The sequence below is a fragment of the Acinetobacter radioresistens DSM 6976 = NBRC 102413 = CIP 103788 genome (assembly GCF_006757745.1).
Lineage (GTDB): Bacteria > Pseudomonadota > Gammaproteobacteria > Pseudomonadales > Moraxellaceae > Acinetobacter > Acinetobacter radioresistens.
The window spans coordinates 2054742-2067691 of the sequence record NZ_AP019740.1 but is presented as its reverse complement, the minus strand read 5'-3'; the positions used below and the strand labels follow the sequence as shown (position 1 = coordinate 2067691).

Below are 12950 nucleotides of genomic sequence, written 5' to 3'. Positions count from 1 at the left end.
AAAAATTTTTGACTATTTATCCTCAGATGCCTTGGTATAGGGCTCAAGCTCATAAGCCTTTTCAACTTGTGGATGACGTTTCTTGTCGGTACTCACTTTTTTGGTCCAGAGTTCATCTTCAGATTTCTGTAACTGATCATTCATCTCCTGAGGCACAACATTTCTAAACAGATCACTTTTACCTTCAACGACGTCAGCAATAACCTGATAAACTATTTCAGGATCAAACTGTTCATGAGGAAAGGCCATTTGAGAGTAATCAAAGATCCACTCTTCAGGGTTATTTCCCCAAGTTTTCCAGTCTTCAAACATCCGGTCATTGAAGCCTGTCAAAAAAGGTCCCGGATTTACAGTTGCAACCTGTACGCCAAATTCTTGCAGTTCACCATCCAGTGCTTTGGCAAATGCTTCAATCGCATGTTTGGAGCCTGAATAAGCTCCAATCAGGGGCCCGGCAGAAAGTCCGGCAACACTTGAAATGAAAATAATTTTTCCGCTATGTTTATCTACCATTTTACGAGCGAACTCTTGTGTTAACAGCATTGTGCCGAAAACGTTCACTTCAAATTGTTCACGCAAATTTTTCTCAGGTATATCGACCAAAGAGCCGGCTTTTGAAATCCCTGCATTATTAACCAAGACATCAATGTCCCAAGCTGCAGCTTTTTCACGATCTTTTGGATCCGCAATATCAAGCTTTTCAAAGCGAATATTATCAAGTCCCTGAGCCTTAGCTTCCTGTTCCAGACTAAAAATCTGTGCTGCAATCTCGACACCTGCAATCACTTGATAATTCTTTGCCAAGAGAAATGCTGCGCCTTTACCAAAGCCAGTGCCCGCACCTGTAATTAGTACTGTTGCCATAAAATAATCCTGAGATTGTCATGAATTTTTTTACTATTCGGTAATTTATTCAGCTTGCCTAGTGACAATAACGTTGGCTATACGATATTAAAGATAGAGATAACAAAAAGGAGGTTCTATGTTAAAGCTGATTTACTTCGTTCCTGATGAGTATCTGGATTCTACCAAACAAGCAATCTTTGCCGCCGGAGCAGGAGGAATAGGAGATTATGAACATTGTGTATGGCAGGTAAAGGGAATTGGGCAGTTTAGACCAATGCAAGGAGCGGACCCACATATTGGTCAGGTCGGAAAAATTGAACAAGTAGAGGAATGGCGGGTAGAATCAATTGTACCTGAAGAAAAAGCTGCTGCTGTTGCTCGGGCGCTAAAGAACAGCCATCCTTATGAAGAACCAGCATTCGAGTTTATTCAACTTCTCAACATACAATAGCAGAGCTGTTTTCAGCATCTTTTATGAACAAGCTAAAGCTGTAATAGGCGATTGAAGCAGGTTTTATTTTAAGAAAAATTTCCTTTTAAAATCTATTACCTTAGCCTACTTACCGCTCTATACAAAATAACTTGTTTATACTTGTCTGCTTACTTTTATTAATAAAGTAAGCAGAAGCAAGAAAACCTATTTTACTTACTTGTACTCGATGACGCTCATGAAAACTTTTTAAACTTTTTGTATAAAAAGTTTGCGATCAAAACGGTACTGTGGAAAGAATACACCATCTTTGGCCCGTTCACCTGCAGCAATCACCATGATTGGATATTGCTGGTCATTTAGTTCCAAAATCTGGCGTACCATCGGCTCATCAAAACCTTCCATCATGCAACTGTCAAAACTGTAGGCACGTAAAGCCAGTACCAGATTTTCACATGCCAGCGCTGTGGTCTTGCTTGCCCAGAGTTTGGCATCTGCAGGACTAAATGCAGAGACTGGCATCTGCTTATCCAGACTGCGCGCCACTTTAAAAGCAACTTTCTTAAAGTTGCCAAAAGCATTCAAATAGCCCGTTTTATAGTTATACGGAATATACTTGTAGTATTTCTTGATTGCTGGCGGCGCTTCTGGAAAAGGAAATTCATTGACATTACGTTTTGCCATTTCATCAATGCGGTCTGTACGTGCAACACAGACAATCAGTTCAGATGCAGTTTTGGCAGCGAGCTGGCTCATACAGGCTTTTATCAGCTGCTGTTTTTTATCAGGATCTTGAACTACGTAAAAAGTCCATGGTTGCAGGTTGGATGAATTGGGTGCCAGTAAGGCTAAATCCAGACATGCATCCAGCACATCTTCTGGAATGGGCTTGTCAGTAAACTTGCGTACTGAACGGCGACTTTCTACAACTTTTTTGAACTGCTCAACGTTAATATCCTGAGGTGCAGGTTCATAGTAACGTTTCTTTTCTGGCTGTTCACTGTCTTGGGTATAATTTTCAGTATTTGGCATAATTAAACAGTTCAATAGGAAGATTTAGAGAAAATCCTCAGAGACAGAGGAGTATAGACAACAAAAAATCTGGACACATCTCATGTATCCAGATTTGAGCATAAAACTTAATTGAACTGTGTAAAGTCAGGTTTACGTTTTTGCATAAAAGCCTGTACAGCTTCCATCATTTCAGGAGATTTAACGCGCTGCATAAAAATTTCAGCTTCTTCATCAATGCACTCAATAATATTAGCTAAATCTTTTTTCATTAGCGCTTTAGTCTGTTTAAGGGAGGCAAGCGGTAACTGGGTCAGATATTCGGCAGCTTTGTGAGCATAATCATAAACATCATTTTCAATAATCAAGTTAATAATTTTGGCATCTTCATAGATGTCATCCTTAATCACACGATTGACCAAGCCTACCTGTTCGGCAGTTTTTGCTGTGAATTTTTTAGCACTAAACAGCAGTTCAGCAGCACGATGGTAGCCTGCTTGCTTAACAAGAAGCTGGCTTGCTGCGCCTTCTGGAGAAAGACCTAAACTTACAAATGGAATCTGGAAAATAGCATCATCATCACTGTAGACCAGATCGGCATGCAACAGTATAGTTACTCCTATACCAATAGCTACCCCATTAACCGCTACAATTAAAGGCTTTGAAAATTTTGCTGCTGATTTAAGCAAGACAAAAGGGGGCATATTGCCTGCTTTATCCTGTAAAGGCTGCTGGGTAAATTGCATGAAATCTTTCATGTCATTTCCTGCAGTAAAGTCATCATTTAAGCCACGAAATATTACTACACGTACATCACTAGAAATATCTGCTTCATCAAGTGCCTGAGCAATCCATAAATAAAGCTCACCATATAAGGCATTCTTGGCTTCAGGCCGGTCAATAGCCAGCGTAAGAATTCCGTGATCCAGTTTTGCTTTTAAATGTTGATGTGGTTGTTGTATACAGCTTAATGTCATCGTACTATCCATGCTTTAAATCATGATTTTATTATGGCTTATTATGTCGCATATCTTTTTTGAAAATGCAACTGATGAGTCATTAAAGCTCAGAACTTATGTCATATACTTTTGATTATCTTGTCTTCATCGGGCGTTTTCAGCCTTTTCATTATGCACATTTGCAGACGGTACAGGTTGCCTTAAGTCAAAGTCAGTATGTGATTCTGGCTTTGGGTTCAGCTCAAAATGAACGGAATCTCAAAAATCCATTCACAGCTTCTGAACGTGAAGAAATGATATTGTCCAACTTTTCACCAGAAGATCAGAAGCGAATTATTTTTGTTCATGTCATTGATGTCTACAATGATGAAAAATGGGTAAAGCAGGTTAAAGCTTTAGTTAATCAGGTGGTTCAAACTGGCTCTAAAATTGGTCTGATCGGCCATTTTAAAGATGCATCATCATATTATCTGAAACTATTTCCAGAATGGACGATGGTTGAACTGGAGAGTCTGGAAGGTGCCATTTCTGCGACGCCACTGCGCGAAGCCTATTATCAGGGTATAATTAAAACAGAAGCTTTCCCGGCGGGTTCACAAAATTTTTTGAAGAATTTCCAGCATGGTCTGGTGTACCGTCAGCTACAGCAAAAATATAAAGAGCAGGACTATAGCAATATACAGTAATGAAGATTAAAACCTTTAGATAATTTAGCGATATTAGAGAGTTTATATGTCGAACCGGTTAAACTTGAAAACACACCTGTAGTCTGCTTCACACCTTTCTTAAAGAAATCAAGTAAGACTGAACACCACAGATCTATAAAAATGCCGGCTAAAGTGCCGGCTTGCTATTAGAGTTTTTATGGTTTATTCCACTTCACTCATTGTGCGGATATCATCTAATACTTGAGCAGCATGACCAGCTGCGGTGACTTTACGGTAACTCTTCATTAGCTGGTTGTTATGGAACAGGAAGGTAGAACGCTCGATACCCATAACTTTTTTGCCATACATATTTTTTTCTTTAATGACATCAAAATGTTTGCACAGGATTTCATCTGCATCACTGACTAGTTCAATTTGCAGTTCCTGCTTATTGGTAAAATTCTGGTGAGATTTGACTGAATCACGAGAGATACCCACGACAGTAGCGCCCATAGCATCAAACTGATCTTTTAATTCAGTAAACTCAAGGGCCTGAGTAGTACAGCCGGGTGTAGAATCTTTAGGATAGAAATAGAGAACCAACCATGCAGATGGCACTTCAGATAAGTTGATCTCACCATTTGCGGTTGGGAATACGTGGTCAGGTAATTTAATATCTTCAGTACTCATGGTTTTCTCCAAAAACTAGCCACGAATGTGGCTAGCAAAATAATAAGGCAATTATTTTTTTGCCTGCGCTGATTTCATGGCTTCTTGGGTCAGGTTTTGCAGTTTTGAAGTTAACTGTGGACCGAAGCATGCTTGTAAATCACTATTTTGTTTTTGAACAAAAGCTAAACTGCTTGGGCTTTTCTTCTGGTTAATTGTGCTCTGGATTTCCCATTTTTGAGCATTGGTCAATTTACCATCTGCTTCTACAGCACAGGTACAGTATTTGCTTACTTCAGCAGCAGAGAGTTTCTTGCTTTTACCTGTTTCTGTTTTACAAACATTGATTAGGGCAGATTTAACATTTGTGCTTTTATAAGCCTGCTGAAGAGGATTTGCTTCTGCAGCATGGGTATTTACTGTTAACAGAGTAGCTGCTGAGAACAGGGAGGAAAGGAAAAGTTTTGATGCTAAGTTCTTCATAAATTGTACCTGGTGATTACGGTATATAACGTGTAGGGTCTTCAATACCTGCTTCTTGGAAACCTTGTTTACGAAGTCGGCAGCTATCACATTGTCCACAAGCACGTCCTTGGTCATCTGCCTGATAGCAGGAAACCGTCTGGCTATAGTCTACGCCATGTTCAATGCCCAAACGTATAATATTCGCTTTAGATAAATGTAACAGGGGTGTTTCAAATTTTAAAGGTTTGCCTTCTACTCCCACTTTAGTGGCCAAGCGCGCCATATTGGCAAATGCTTCAATAAACTCAGGACGACAATCCGGATAACCTGAATAATCTACGGCATTAATCCCGATTACTATAGCCTCTGCATCAAATACTTCTGCAGCTGCCAAGGCATAAGACAAGAAGATGGTGTTACGGGCAGGAACATAAGTTACGGGTATGCCTGACTGTTCCTGTACAGGGACATCAATATTATGATCTGTCAGTGCCGAACCACCCAGATTGCCCAGGTCAATATTAATAACGCGATGTTCTACGCCGGCACGCTGAGTAAGTGCTTTAGCTGCATCCAGTTCAGTAGTTGAACGCTGACCATACATAAAGCTAATAGCGATACACTCATAACGTGCCTGTGCCCAAGCCAGACAGGTTGTTGAATCTAATCCACCAGATAATAAGACAATTGCACGCGAGCGCATATATTGTTTCTCCAATCTTTCTGTACCGTGATTAACGGCCAGTTTCATCATTCCAAAGTAGCTTGTGTAGTTGTAACTGAAAGCGAACGGGAAGCTGGTCATCTAGAATCCACTGTGCTAATTCACGAGCCAGTTTAGGTAATTGGGCTGCACCTTTTTCCACTGCAAACGCAGGAGAGAACCAGACTGTACTGACTTTCTGTTCTAGGGAGTACAGCGCAAGCTGCTCTTTGGCCCATTGATAATCATCACGGTTACAGATAACAAACTTGATTTGATCATTTGAAGTCAGAAATTCTAGATTTGACATTAAGTTACGTATAACTTCTCCAGAACTTGGAGTTTTTAAGTCTAGAACTTTTGATACGCGTGGATCAACTTTAGATACATCGAGTGCACCACTGGTTTCTAAAGAAACCTTATGTCCTAAATCACATAAACGTTGTAGTAAAACCAGACAATTCGGTTGTGCCAGCGGTTCTCCGCCGGTTACACAGATGTAAGGTGTATTATAACTTCGGGCAGTTGCAATGATTTCTTCAAGTGACTGACGTACCCCTCCTTCAAAAGAGTAGGTCGTATCGCAATAGGTACAACGTAAAGGGCAGCCAGTCAGACGAATAAATACTGTTGGTAACCCCGCAGCGTTTGCTTCTCCCTGCAACGAATAAAAAATCTCCGTAATACGTAAACCAGCTGCCGGATCAGACACTGGAATAACGGAAGAACGTAAGGGATTCATAGCCCAATATCACCTTCTATAAAAAACAAAAATCTCTACGATCAGGCATGACCGTAGAGACCTTTAAACAGACAGAAAATTAGTCAGCGCGAAGCAGGTCATTTAGACTGGTTTTAGCTCGTGTCTGAGCATCTACCTTTTTCACGATAATTGCAGCATAAAGGCTGTATGTTCCATCTTTAGATGGCAAGTTCCCTGGTACAACAACTGAACCTGCAGGAACACGGCCATAATGGATTTCGCCAGTTTCACGGTCATAAATCTTGGTAGATTGGCCGATGTAAACGCCCATTGAAATGACAGAACCTTCTTCAACAATAACACCTTCAACAATTTCAGAACGTGCACCGATAAAACAGTTATCTTCAATGATAGTCGGGTTGGCCTGAAGCGGTTCAAGTACACCACCGATACCAACACCACCCGACAAGTGAACATTTTTACCGATCTGTGCGCATGAACCTACAGTTGCCCATGTATCCACCATTGTGCCTTCATCAACATAGGCACCAATATTCACATAAGAAGGCATAAGAACCACATTCTTAGCTTGAAAACTACCACGGCGAGCTACAGCAGGTGGTACTACACGTACGCCGGCTTCTTTAAACTGCTCTTCAGTCCAGCCAGAAAATTTGGTCTCGACTTTATCATAAAAACGTAGGTCACATGATTCGATTGGCTTATTATCATTTAATTTAAAAGATAATAAGACCGTTTTCTTCAGCCATTGATGAACAATCCATTCACCATCAATTTTTTCAGCTACTCGCAGTGTACCGTTATCCAGACCTTTAATGGCTTCTTCTACAGCTTGACGCACTTCTGAGGGACAATCTGCTGCGGTAAAGTTGGCGCGGTTTTCAAAGGCCTGCTCAATAATAGTTGAAAGCTGAGTCATGATATTCCTTCCTGAAAAAATTTATGAGAGTTTACACTATTTGTGTATAAAAACAGCCAAAAACTAGCAAACTTTTCATCTATAAAGGTCTCTGGTACGAGTAAAGTAAATATGAAGCTTTTTGGAAATATTTTTACAAAAAAACATGTAAAAACAAGAAAAAACGTTAAATGTATCAAAAAATAACAGAAACCACGTAATTTGTGTCTAAAAACCCACTTAGGTTTTATCTAACATACAAGACACGAAACAATTATAGATTAAAAAACAAACTCTTCTGAGGAGATTAATAATGAAAGCTTTAAGAGTTTTAGCGACCGCTACTGTTTTAACCGCTTTTGCAGGTTCTGCATTGGCAGCTGATGAAATAATTGTCACTGAAGAAGGGGTTTCAACTTTCTCTTTCTTTAAACCTGCTTCAGTACGTGCAGAAGTTGGTACTACTGGTTACGGTGGCGCGATTTCATATAATGCCAATCCGTATGTTGGTGTAACTTTAGGTTACAACGGTGGAGATATCTCTTGGTCAGATGACTTATCTGTAAATGGTTCAGATTATGACATCGATATGGATAACAATAATGTTTACTTAAATGCTGAGATTCGTCCTTGGGCAAACTGGTTCTATATGGCTGCTGGGGTAGCTTATGTAGATAATGATTATGATTTGGATCGTCGTGTAGGTGCTGATGAAAAATTTAGTGTAAATGGTACTGAATTCCGTGCAGGAGCTGACGGTGCCCGTATTAATGGTCAACTTTCTTATAAAAATAATTTAGCACCGTATGTAGGGATTGGTTTCTCTCCAGCGATTACTAACCGTTGGGGCGTATTTGGTGAAATCGGTGCATTTTATAATGGTAACCCAAATGTCAACTTGACAGCTTCTGGTACAGCTATCACTACTGAGCCTGGTACTGACTTTGCTACAGCAGTTGAACGTGAAGAACGTGATATTGAAAATGATAACAAATATGAATGGTTACCAGTAGCTAAACTGGGTGTAAGCTTCCGCTTCTAATCCAGTCAGCAATAAAAAAACGGACTAAGGTCCGTTTTTTTATTGCTTTTATAATTATTCAATCAAATTTAAAAATTGCTTAAAAACTTACTCTTCTGGATAGGCCACTTTCTTGAGTGCTTTTATGTCAGCTTCAGGTGAACACAACGAAATAAACTCGTAACCATAACCACGTAACAAATGTCCCTTACGAACTGCTAACCAAGTGGTATTTAAACCAAAAATATCAGTTTGAATCTGTTTCAAGCGATAGTCGCGCTCTGCATCATAAGCGACGTTATTAACGATGCCTACCCCCATACCGAGTTCTACATAAGTTTTAATAACATCTGCATCAAGTGCAGACATTACTATATCAACTTCAATATTGGCTGCTTCAAAAGCCTTGTCAATTTTAGAGCGTCCAGTAAAACCGCCATGATAAGTAATGATTGGATAGTTAGCCAGATCTTCTAGACGAATATTTTCCAGTTGGGTTAAGGGATGATGCTGTGGAGTAATAATGCTATGTTCCCATGTATAATATGGAACACTGGCCAGATTTTCTTCTGTTGTCAATGATTCTGTAGCAATGCCAATATCAGCTTCCCCCTGTAAGAGCATTTCTGAAATCTCTACCGGACTGGCTTGTTGCAGGATGAGATGAACTTTGGGAAAAGCTTTTTTAAACTGGTTAACAATCGGTGGAAGTACATAACGCGCTTGGGTATGAGTGGTAGCAATGGTAAGTGTACCTTCATCAACTTTGTTGAAATCATCAGCTAACCGCTTGATATTTTCTGCATCGACCAGCATACGTTCAACAATATTTAAAAGAGATTGGCCAGGTTCTGTCAGACCTAGCAGACGCTTACCTTTACGAATAAAAAGCTGTACCCCCAGTTCATCTTCAAGATCTTTAATGTGTTTGCTAACACCTGACTGTGATGTATAGAGTGCCGCTGAGGCTTCAGTCAGGTTGAAATTCTGTCTTACCGTTTCCCGAATAATTCTAAGTTGCTGAAAGTTCATCTGGATTACCTCAAAAAAGAGTGGGGCATATACAGCCCCTTTATTATATTTACGCGACCTGATCTTCAAACAGGTGTAGGGCAGAAGCACTGATCCATACATTCTGCTGTGCCCTGAACTGATGCTGTTTTACTTCTTCTGGTGAAAGCGTGATTTCAATCAGATTACCATTGCGGTCCTGTAATTCTGCTACAACATTACCAGCAATCCAGATTTCACGCAGAAATGTTGCCTGAATTGTATTATCTTGCGGTTGAGCGTGAATACGTAATTCATCAGGACGTGCAAATGCAACCACTTTTCCCTGTGCAACTTCTACACTATGAGGAAGTTGGATACGGTCTTGTCCGATCTGGATAATGCCTTGCTGATATTGTCCTTCAAAACGGTTGGCCTGACCCAAGAAGTCAAATACGAATGGCGTAGCTGGTTTCTCATAGACTTCCCGAGGTGAACCAATCTGTTCAATATTACCTTTATTCATCACCACGATTTGATCAGCAACTTCAAGCGCTTCTTCCTGATCATGGGTAACAAAGATGGAAGTGATATGAAGTTCGTCATGTAAAGTTCGTAACCAGCGACGTAACTCTTTACGAACTTTCGCGTCAAGCGCACCGAAAGGCTCATCTAATAATAAAACTCGCGGTTCTACTGCAAGCGCACGCGCTAAAGCAATACGCTGACGTTGTCCACCTGAAAGTTGGGCTGGATAACGATCTGCCAGAAATCCTAATTGCACCAGATCTAACAGGCGGGTTACCCGTTTTTTAATTTCAGCTTCCGATGGTCGAGTACTGCGGGGACGTACACGCAAGCCAAAAGCAATATTGTCAAATACGCTCATATGTCTAAATAGCGCATAATGCTGAAATACAAAACCTACCTGACGTTCACGAACATGTACATCAGTCGCATCGCTACCTTCTAGCAGAACCTGTCCGCCGTCTGCCGATTCAAGACCGGCAATAATCCGGAGTAAAGTCGTTTTACCACAACCTGAAGGGCCAAGCAGGGCAACCAGTTGACCTTCAGGAAAATCGAGTGAAATATTTTTTAGTGCATGGAATGCACCAAAGTGTTTTTCAATATTTTTAACTTGAATACTCATGGGGGCATTCCTTAAGAAGAGGCTGAATCATCATTACGCTTAGCTTGTTTTTCCTGCCCGAGTTCTACCCAGGTTTTCAGGATTAATGTCACAATTGCCAGTAATGCCAGTAGTGATGACACAGCAAAAGCGGCACTGAAGGTATATTCGTTATAAAGAATTTCGACATGCAGGGGTAATGTATTGGTTTCCCCACGGATGTGACCAGATACAACTGAAACTGCGCCAAATTCACCCATAGCTCGTGCATTACATAAAATTACGCCATAAAGCAGACCCCATTTAATATTGGGTAAAGTCACTTTCCAGAAGGTCTGCCAGCCAGACGCACCCAGTACAATTGCAGCTTCTTCCTCTTCATTACCTTGTGATTCCATTAATGGAATCAGTTCACGTGCTACAAATGGCACAGTAATAAATATTGTGGCTAAAACAATCGCAGGAGTGGCATACAAAATTTTAATATCGTTATCTATCAGCCATTCTCCCAGCCAGCCTTGAGATCCAAAAATTAGGACCAGCATCATACCGGCAATAACAGGCGAAACCGAAAAGGGCAGATCAATAATGGTGGTCAGAATAGACTTGCCTCTAAAGTTAAATTTGGCTACACACCATGCAGCAGCTACGCCAAAGACTACATTAAGAGGTACTGCAATCGCTGCTGTCAATAAAGTCAGTTTGACTGCAGATAAAGTATCCGGATGGACCAGCGCCTGAAAGTAAACCCCGACACCCTGCTTAAAAGCTTCAACGAATACCAGAATAAGAGGAAGAACCAGACAGCTTAGAAAAAATAGCAGACCGATAGTGAGTAATAGATAGCGTACCCAAGCTGCTTCCCTGGTCGCATCGCGTGACTGCAGTTTTTCTGCCAGTGCATTACTATTGGTGGTTAAACTCATCTTGCGGTTCTCCCGGTACGACGGCTGGCCCAGGCCTGCAACAGATTAATCAGAAATAAAATCGCAAATGAAATTAAGAGCATAACCACAGCAATAGTGGTCGCAGCCGCATAATCATACTCTTCCAGCCGTGAAATAATCATAAGGGGAGCAATCTCGGTTTCAAAAGGCTGATTGCCTGCAATAAAAATTACAGAACCGTATTCGCCCACTCCCCGAGCAAAAGCAAGTGCAAAACCGGTTAAAAGAGCTGGAAATAGAATAGGTAAGATAATTTTAGTAATAGTCTGAAAACGGGTTGCACCTAATGCAGAAGCCGCTTCTTCCAGTTCAGTTTCTACATCGCTTAAAACTGGTTGTACCGTGCGCACGACAAAAGGTAGACCAATGAAAATCAGTGCCAGTGTAATTCCGATAGGGGTATAAGCGACCTGAATGCCTAAAGGCTCCAAATACTGTCCAATCCAGCCAGTGGGTGCATAAAGAGAAGTTAAGGCAATACCTGCAACTGCAGTAGGTAGCGCAAAAGGCAGATCGATCAAGGCATCTACCAGCCGTTTTCCTGGAAAACTGTAACGTACCAGACACCAAGCCAGTAGTAATCCAAAAACAACATTAATAAAAGCGGCCAGCAATGCAGTCGTAAAACTGAGCTGCAGAGATTTTAAAATACGCTCTGAACTCAGAATTTCCCATAAACCATCCCAGCCAATACCTAGCGACTTGATAAATACCGCAGAAAGAGGGATCAGAACAATTAAAGACAGATAAGCAAGGGTAAAGCCTAAAGAAAGACCAAATCCTGGCAGCACTCGGGAACGCTGCAACATGTTAACTCCTCAAAAGAGAGTATGCCCACTTAAAATAAGTAGGTGAAATAAAACTGAAAAAACTGCTCAAGCATATTCATGAGCCTTTAAATTGCAAATCTGAAAAACAACTCAGTGTTATCAGTAATATTGATATTTAAGCTATTTTTCTCTGCAATTAAAAAATCGAAAATCTCCGGAAAAGGCCCGAAGCCGGAAGCTACATTAATATGACCTACTTTACCCAAGCTAACTGGTTTTAGATTCCAGGCATTAGCAAAAAACTGGGCATCTTCAAGCTTAAACCACGGATCATTGTCACTGATGATTAGCTGGGCCGGGACACGGATTTTTAGATTTTGAAAATATTCTGCATAGTTATATTGACTGTTCCGTGCAAAACCGGCCTCACCAAAACGTTCAGGATTAGCTGGAGCGACCAGTACCAGATTTTTGATTCTGTGTGCCAGGTCGGGATATTCGGCAAGTGCGGCGACGCTGGTCAGACAGCCAAAGCTATGCGCTACAATCTGGAGAGATTCCTGATGTAAACTTACAGTTTTCACAAACTGGGCAATCCATTCCTGAAGTATTGGCATATTCCAGTCTGTTTGCTGTACACGGGAACAGGACCTGAGCTGTCTTTGTAACCAGGATTGCCAGTGTTCATATTCACTGCCACCTACGCCCGGTACAATTACTGTATGTATTGAACTCATG

16 protein-coding genes are annotated in these 12950 nt (G+C 40.9%); 3 read left to right on the top strand and 13 right to left on the bottom strand.

From position 1 onward, the window contains the following. Positions 1–12 precede the first annotated feature (12 nt). On the bottom strand, positions 13–864 hold the full coding sequence (locus ACRAD_RS09760; protein ID WP_005027042.1) for an SDR family oxidoreductase: 852 nt from the start codon (positions 862–864) through the stop codon (positions 13–15). A gap of 118 nt (positions 865–982) precedes the next feature. On the opposite strand from ACRAD_RS09760, the gene ACRAD_RS09755 reads away from it, so the two are divergent. Beyond that, the gene (locus ACRAD_RS09755) at positions 983–1297 is read left to right on the top strand and encodes an NIF3 1 (protein WP_005027041.1); all 315 of its coding nucleotides are present in this window, start codon (positions 983–985) and stop codon (positions 1295–1297) included. A gap of 228 nt (positions 1298–1525) precedes the next feature. On the opposite strand, the gene ACRAD_RS09750 is transcribed toward ACRAD_RS09755, so the two are convergent. Together ACRAD_RS09750 and ACRAD_RS09745 are read right to left on the bottom strand one after the other, a co-directional pair. Then, positions 1526–2308 (bottom strand): nitroreductase family protein, encoded by a 783-nt coding sequence (locus ACRAD_RS09750; RefSeq protein ID WP_005027039.1) that lies wholly within the window; start codon positions 2306–2308, stop codon positions 1526–1528. 107 nt (positions 2309–2415) lie between these two features. Beyond that, on the bottom strand, positions 2416–3264 hold the full coding sequence (locus ACRAD_RS09745) for an enoyl-CoA hydratase (protein ID WP_005027035.1): 849 nt from the start codon (positions 3262–3264) through the stop codon (positions 2416–2418). A 98-nt stretch (positions 3265–3362) separates the two neighbouring features. Here ACRAD_RS09745 and ACRAD_RS09740 point away from each other — a divergent pair, with 98 nt between their 5' ends. After that, positions 3363–3932, top strand: coding sequence for a nicotinate-nicotinamide nucleotide adenylyltransferase (locus ACRAD_RS09740; protein WP_005019331.1), 570 nt, complete (start codon positions 3363–3365; stop codon positions 3930–3932). Between the two features lie 183 nt (positions 3933–4115). Here the strand turns inward: ACRAD_RS09740 and ACRAD_RS09735 are convergent, their stop codons facing one another. From ACRAD_RS09735 to dapD, 5 genes are all read right to left on the bottom strand, one after another. Beyond that, positions 4116–4583, bottom strand: a complete 468-nt coding sequence (locus tag ACRAD_RS09735) for a peroxiredoxin (protein ID WP_005027032.1) — start codon at positions 4581–4583, stop codon at positions 4116–4118. A 51-nt stretch (positions 4584–4634) separates the two neighbouring features. Then, positions 4635–5045 carry a hypothetical protein gene (locus ACRAD_RS09730; RefSeq protein WP_005019333.1) on the bottom strand — a complete coding sequence of 137 codons (411 nt, stop codon included), beginning with the start codon at positions 5043–5045 and terminating at the stop codon, positions 4635–4637. 16 nt (positions 5046–5061) lie between these two features. Continuing rightward, positions 5062–5730 (bottom strand): 7-cyano-7-deazaguanine synthase QueC, encoded by a 669-nt coding sequence (gene queC, locus ACRAD_RS09725; RefSeq protein ID WP_005019336.1) that lies wholly within the window; start codon positions 5728–5730, stop codon positions 5062–5064. A 31-nt stretch (positions 5731–5761) separates the two neighbouring features. Continuing rightward, entirely contained in the window at positions 5762–6472 is a 711-nt protein-coding gene (queE, locus tag ACRAD_RS09720; protein ID WP_005027030.1) for a 7-carboxy-7-deazaguanine synthase QueE, read from the bottom strand. A 79-nt stretch (positions 6473–6551) separates the two neighbouring features. Beyond that, complete coding sequence (gene dapD / locus ACRAD_RS09715; RefSeq protein ID WP_005027028.1) at positions 6552–7373, bottom strand: 2,3,4,5-tetrahydropyridine-2,6-dicarboxylate N-succinyltransferase; 822 nt, start codon at positions 7371–7373, stop codon at positions 6552–6554. 292 nt (positions 7374–7665) lie between these two features. Here dapD and carO point away from each other — a divergent pair, with 292 nt between their 5' ends. Beyond that, entirely contained in the window at positions 7666–8394 is a 729-nt protein-coding gene (gene carO / locus ACRAD_RS09710; RefSeq protein WP_005027026.1) for an ornithine uptake porin CarO, read from the top strand. Positions 8395–8481: 87 nt separating this feature from the next. Here the strand turns inward: carO and ACRAD_RS09705 are convergent, their stop codons facing one another. The 5 genes from ACRAD_RS09705 to ACRAD_RS09685 all read right to left on the bottom strand — a co-directional run bounded on the left by ACRAD_RS09705 (position 8482) and on the right by ACRAD_RS09685 (position 12949). Beyond that, positions 8482–9405 (bottom strand): CysB family HTH-type transcriptional regulator, encoded by a 924-nt coding sequence (locus tag ACRAD_RS09705; RefSeq protein WP_005019342.1) that lies wholly within the window; start codon positions 9403–9405, stop codon positions 8482–8484. A 49-nt stretch (positions 9406–9454) separates the two neighbouring features. Next, positions 9455–10516: a sulfate/molybdate ABC transporter ATP-binding protein gene (locus ACRAD_RS09700; protein ID WP_005019343.1), complete on the bottom strand. Its 1062-nt coding sequence runs from the start codon at positions 10514–10516 to the stop codon at positions 9455–9457. An 11-nt stretch (positions 10517–10527) separates the two neighbouring features. Continuing rightward, positions 10528–11421, bottom strand: coding sequence for a sulfate ABC transporter permease subunit CysW (cysW, locus tag ACRAD_RS09695; protein WP_005019344.1), 894 nt, complete (start codon positions 11419–11421; stop codon positions 10528–10530). Continuing rightward, positions 11418–12251 carry a sulfate ABC transporter permease subunit CysT gene (gene cysT, locus ACRAD_RS09690; protein WP_005019345.1) on the bottom strand — a complete coding sequence of 278 codons (834 nt, stop codon included), beginning with the start codon at positions 12249–12251 and terminating at the stop codon, positions 11418–11420. Before cysT ends, cysW begins: the two co-directional genes overlap by 4 nt. 86 nt (positions 12252–12337) lie before the next feature. Then, entirely contained in the window at positions 12338–12949 is a 612-nt protein-coding gene (locus ACRAD_RS09685) for an RBBP9/YdeN family alpha/beta hydrolase (RefSeq protein WP_005027023.1), read from the bottom strand. Position 12950 lies beyond the last annotated feature (1 nt).

What these genes read in the sequence shown, in the direction of transcription:
- dapD (WP_005027028.1), bottom strand. Translation starts at nt 7,373, where the DNA reads ATGACTCAGCTTTCAACTATTATTGAGCAGGCCTTTGAAAACCGCGCC.
- queE (WP_005027030.1), bottom strand. Translation starts at nt 6,472, where the DNA reads ATGAATCCCTTACGTTCTTCCGTTATTCCAGTGTCTGATCCGGCAGCT.
- ACRAD_RS09730 (WP_005019333.1), bottom strand. Translation starts at nt 5,045, where the DNA reads ATGAAGAACTTAGCATCAAAACTTTTCCTTTCCTCCCTGTTCTCAGCA.
- ACRAD_RS09685 (WP_005027023.1), bottom strand. Translation starts at nt 12,949, where the DNA reads ATGAGTTCAATACATACAGTAATTGTACCGGGCGTAGGTGGCAGTGAA.
- ACRAD_RS09735 (WP_005027032.1), bottom strand. Translation starts at nt 4,583, where the DNA reads ATGAGTACTGAAGATATTAAATTACCTGACCACGTATTCCCAACCGCA.
- cysT (WP_005019345.1), bottom strand. Translation starts at nt 12,251, where the DNA reads ATGTTGCAGCGTTCCCGAGTGCTGCCAGGATTTGGTCTTTCTTTAGGC.
- ACRAD_RS09700 (WP_005019343.1), bottom strand. Translation starts at nt 10,516, where the DNA reads ATGAGTATTCAAGTTAAAAATATTGAAAAACACTTTGGTGCATTCCAT.
- ACRAD_RS09750 (WP_005027039.1), bottom strand. Translation starts at nt 2,308, where the DNA reads ATGCCAAATACTGAAAATTATACCCAAGACAGTGAACAGCCAGAAAAG.
- ACRAD_RS09760 (WP_005027042.1), bottom strand. Translation starts at nt 864, where the DNA reads ATGGCAACAGTACTAATTACAGGTGCGGGCACTGGCTTTGGTAAAGGC.
- ACRAD_RS09740 (WP_005019331.1), top strand. Translation starts at nt 3,363, where the DNA reads ATGTCATATACTTTTGATTATCTTGTCTTCATCGGGCGTTTTCAGCCT.
- ACRAD_RS09705 (WP_005019342.1), bottom strand. Translation starts at nt 9,405, where the DNA reads ATGAACTTTCAGCAACTTAGAATTATTCGGGAAACGGTAAGACAGAAT.
- carO (WP_005027026.1), top strand. Translation starts at nt 7,666, where the DNA reads ATGAAAGCTTTAAGAGTTTTAGCGACCGCTACTGTTTTAACCGCTTTT.
- ACRAD_RS09755 (WP_005027041.1), top strand. Translation starts at nt 983, where the DNA reads ATGTTAAAGCTGATTTACTTCGTTCCTGATGAGTATCTGGATTCTACC.
- ACRAD_RS09745 (WP_005027035.1), bottom strand. Translation starts at nt 3,264, where the DNA reads ATGACATTAAGCTGTATACAACAACCACATCAACATTTAAAAGCAAAA.
- cysW (WP_005019344.1), bottom strand. Translation starts at nt 11,421, where the DNA reads ATGAGTTTAACCACCAATAGTAATGCACTGGCAGAAAAACTGCAGTCA.
- queC (WP_005019336.1), bottom strand. Translation starts at nt 5,730, where the DNA reads ATGCGCTCGCGTGCAATTGTCTTATTATCTGGTGGATTAGATTCAACA.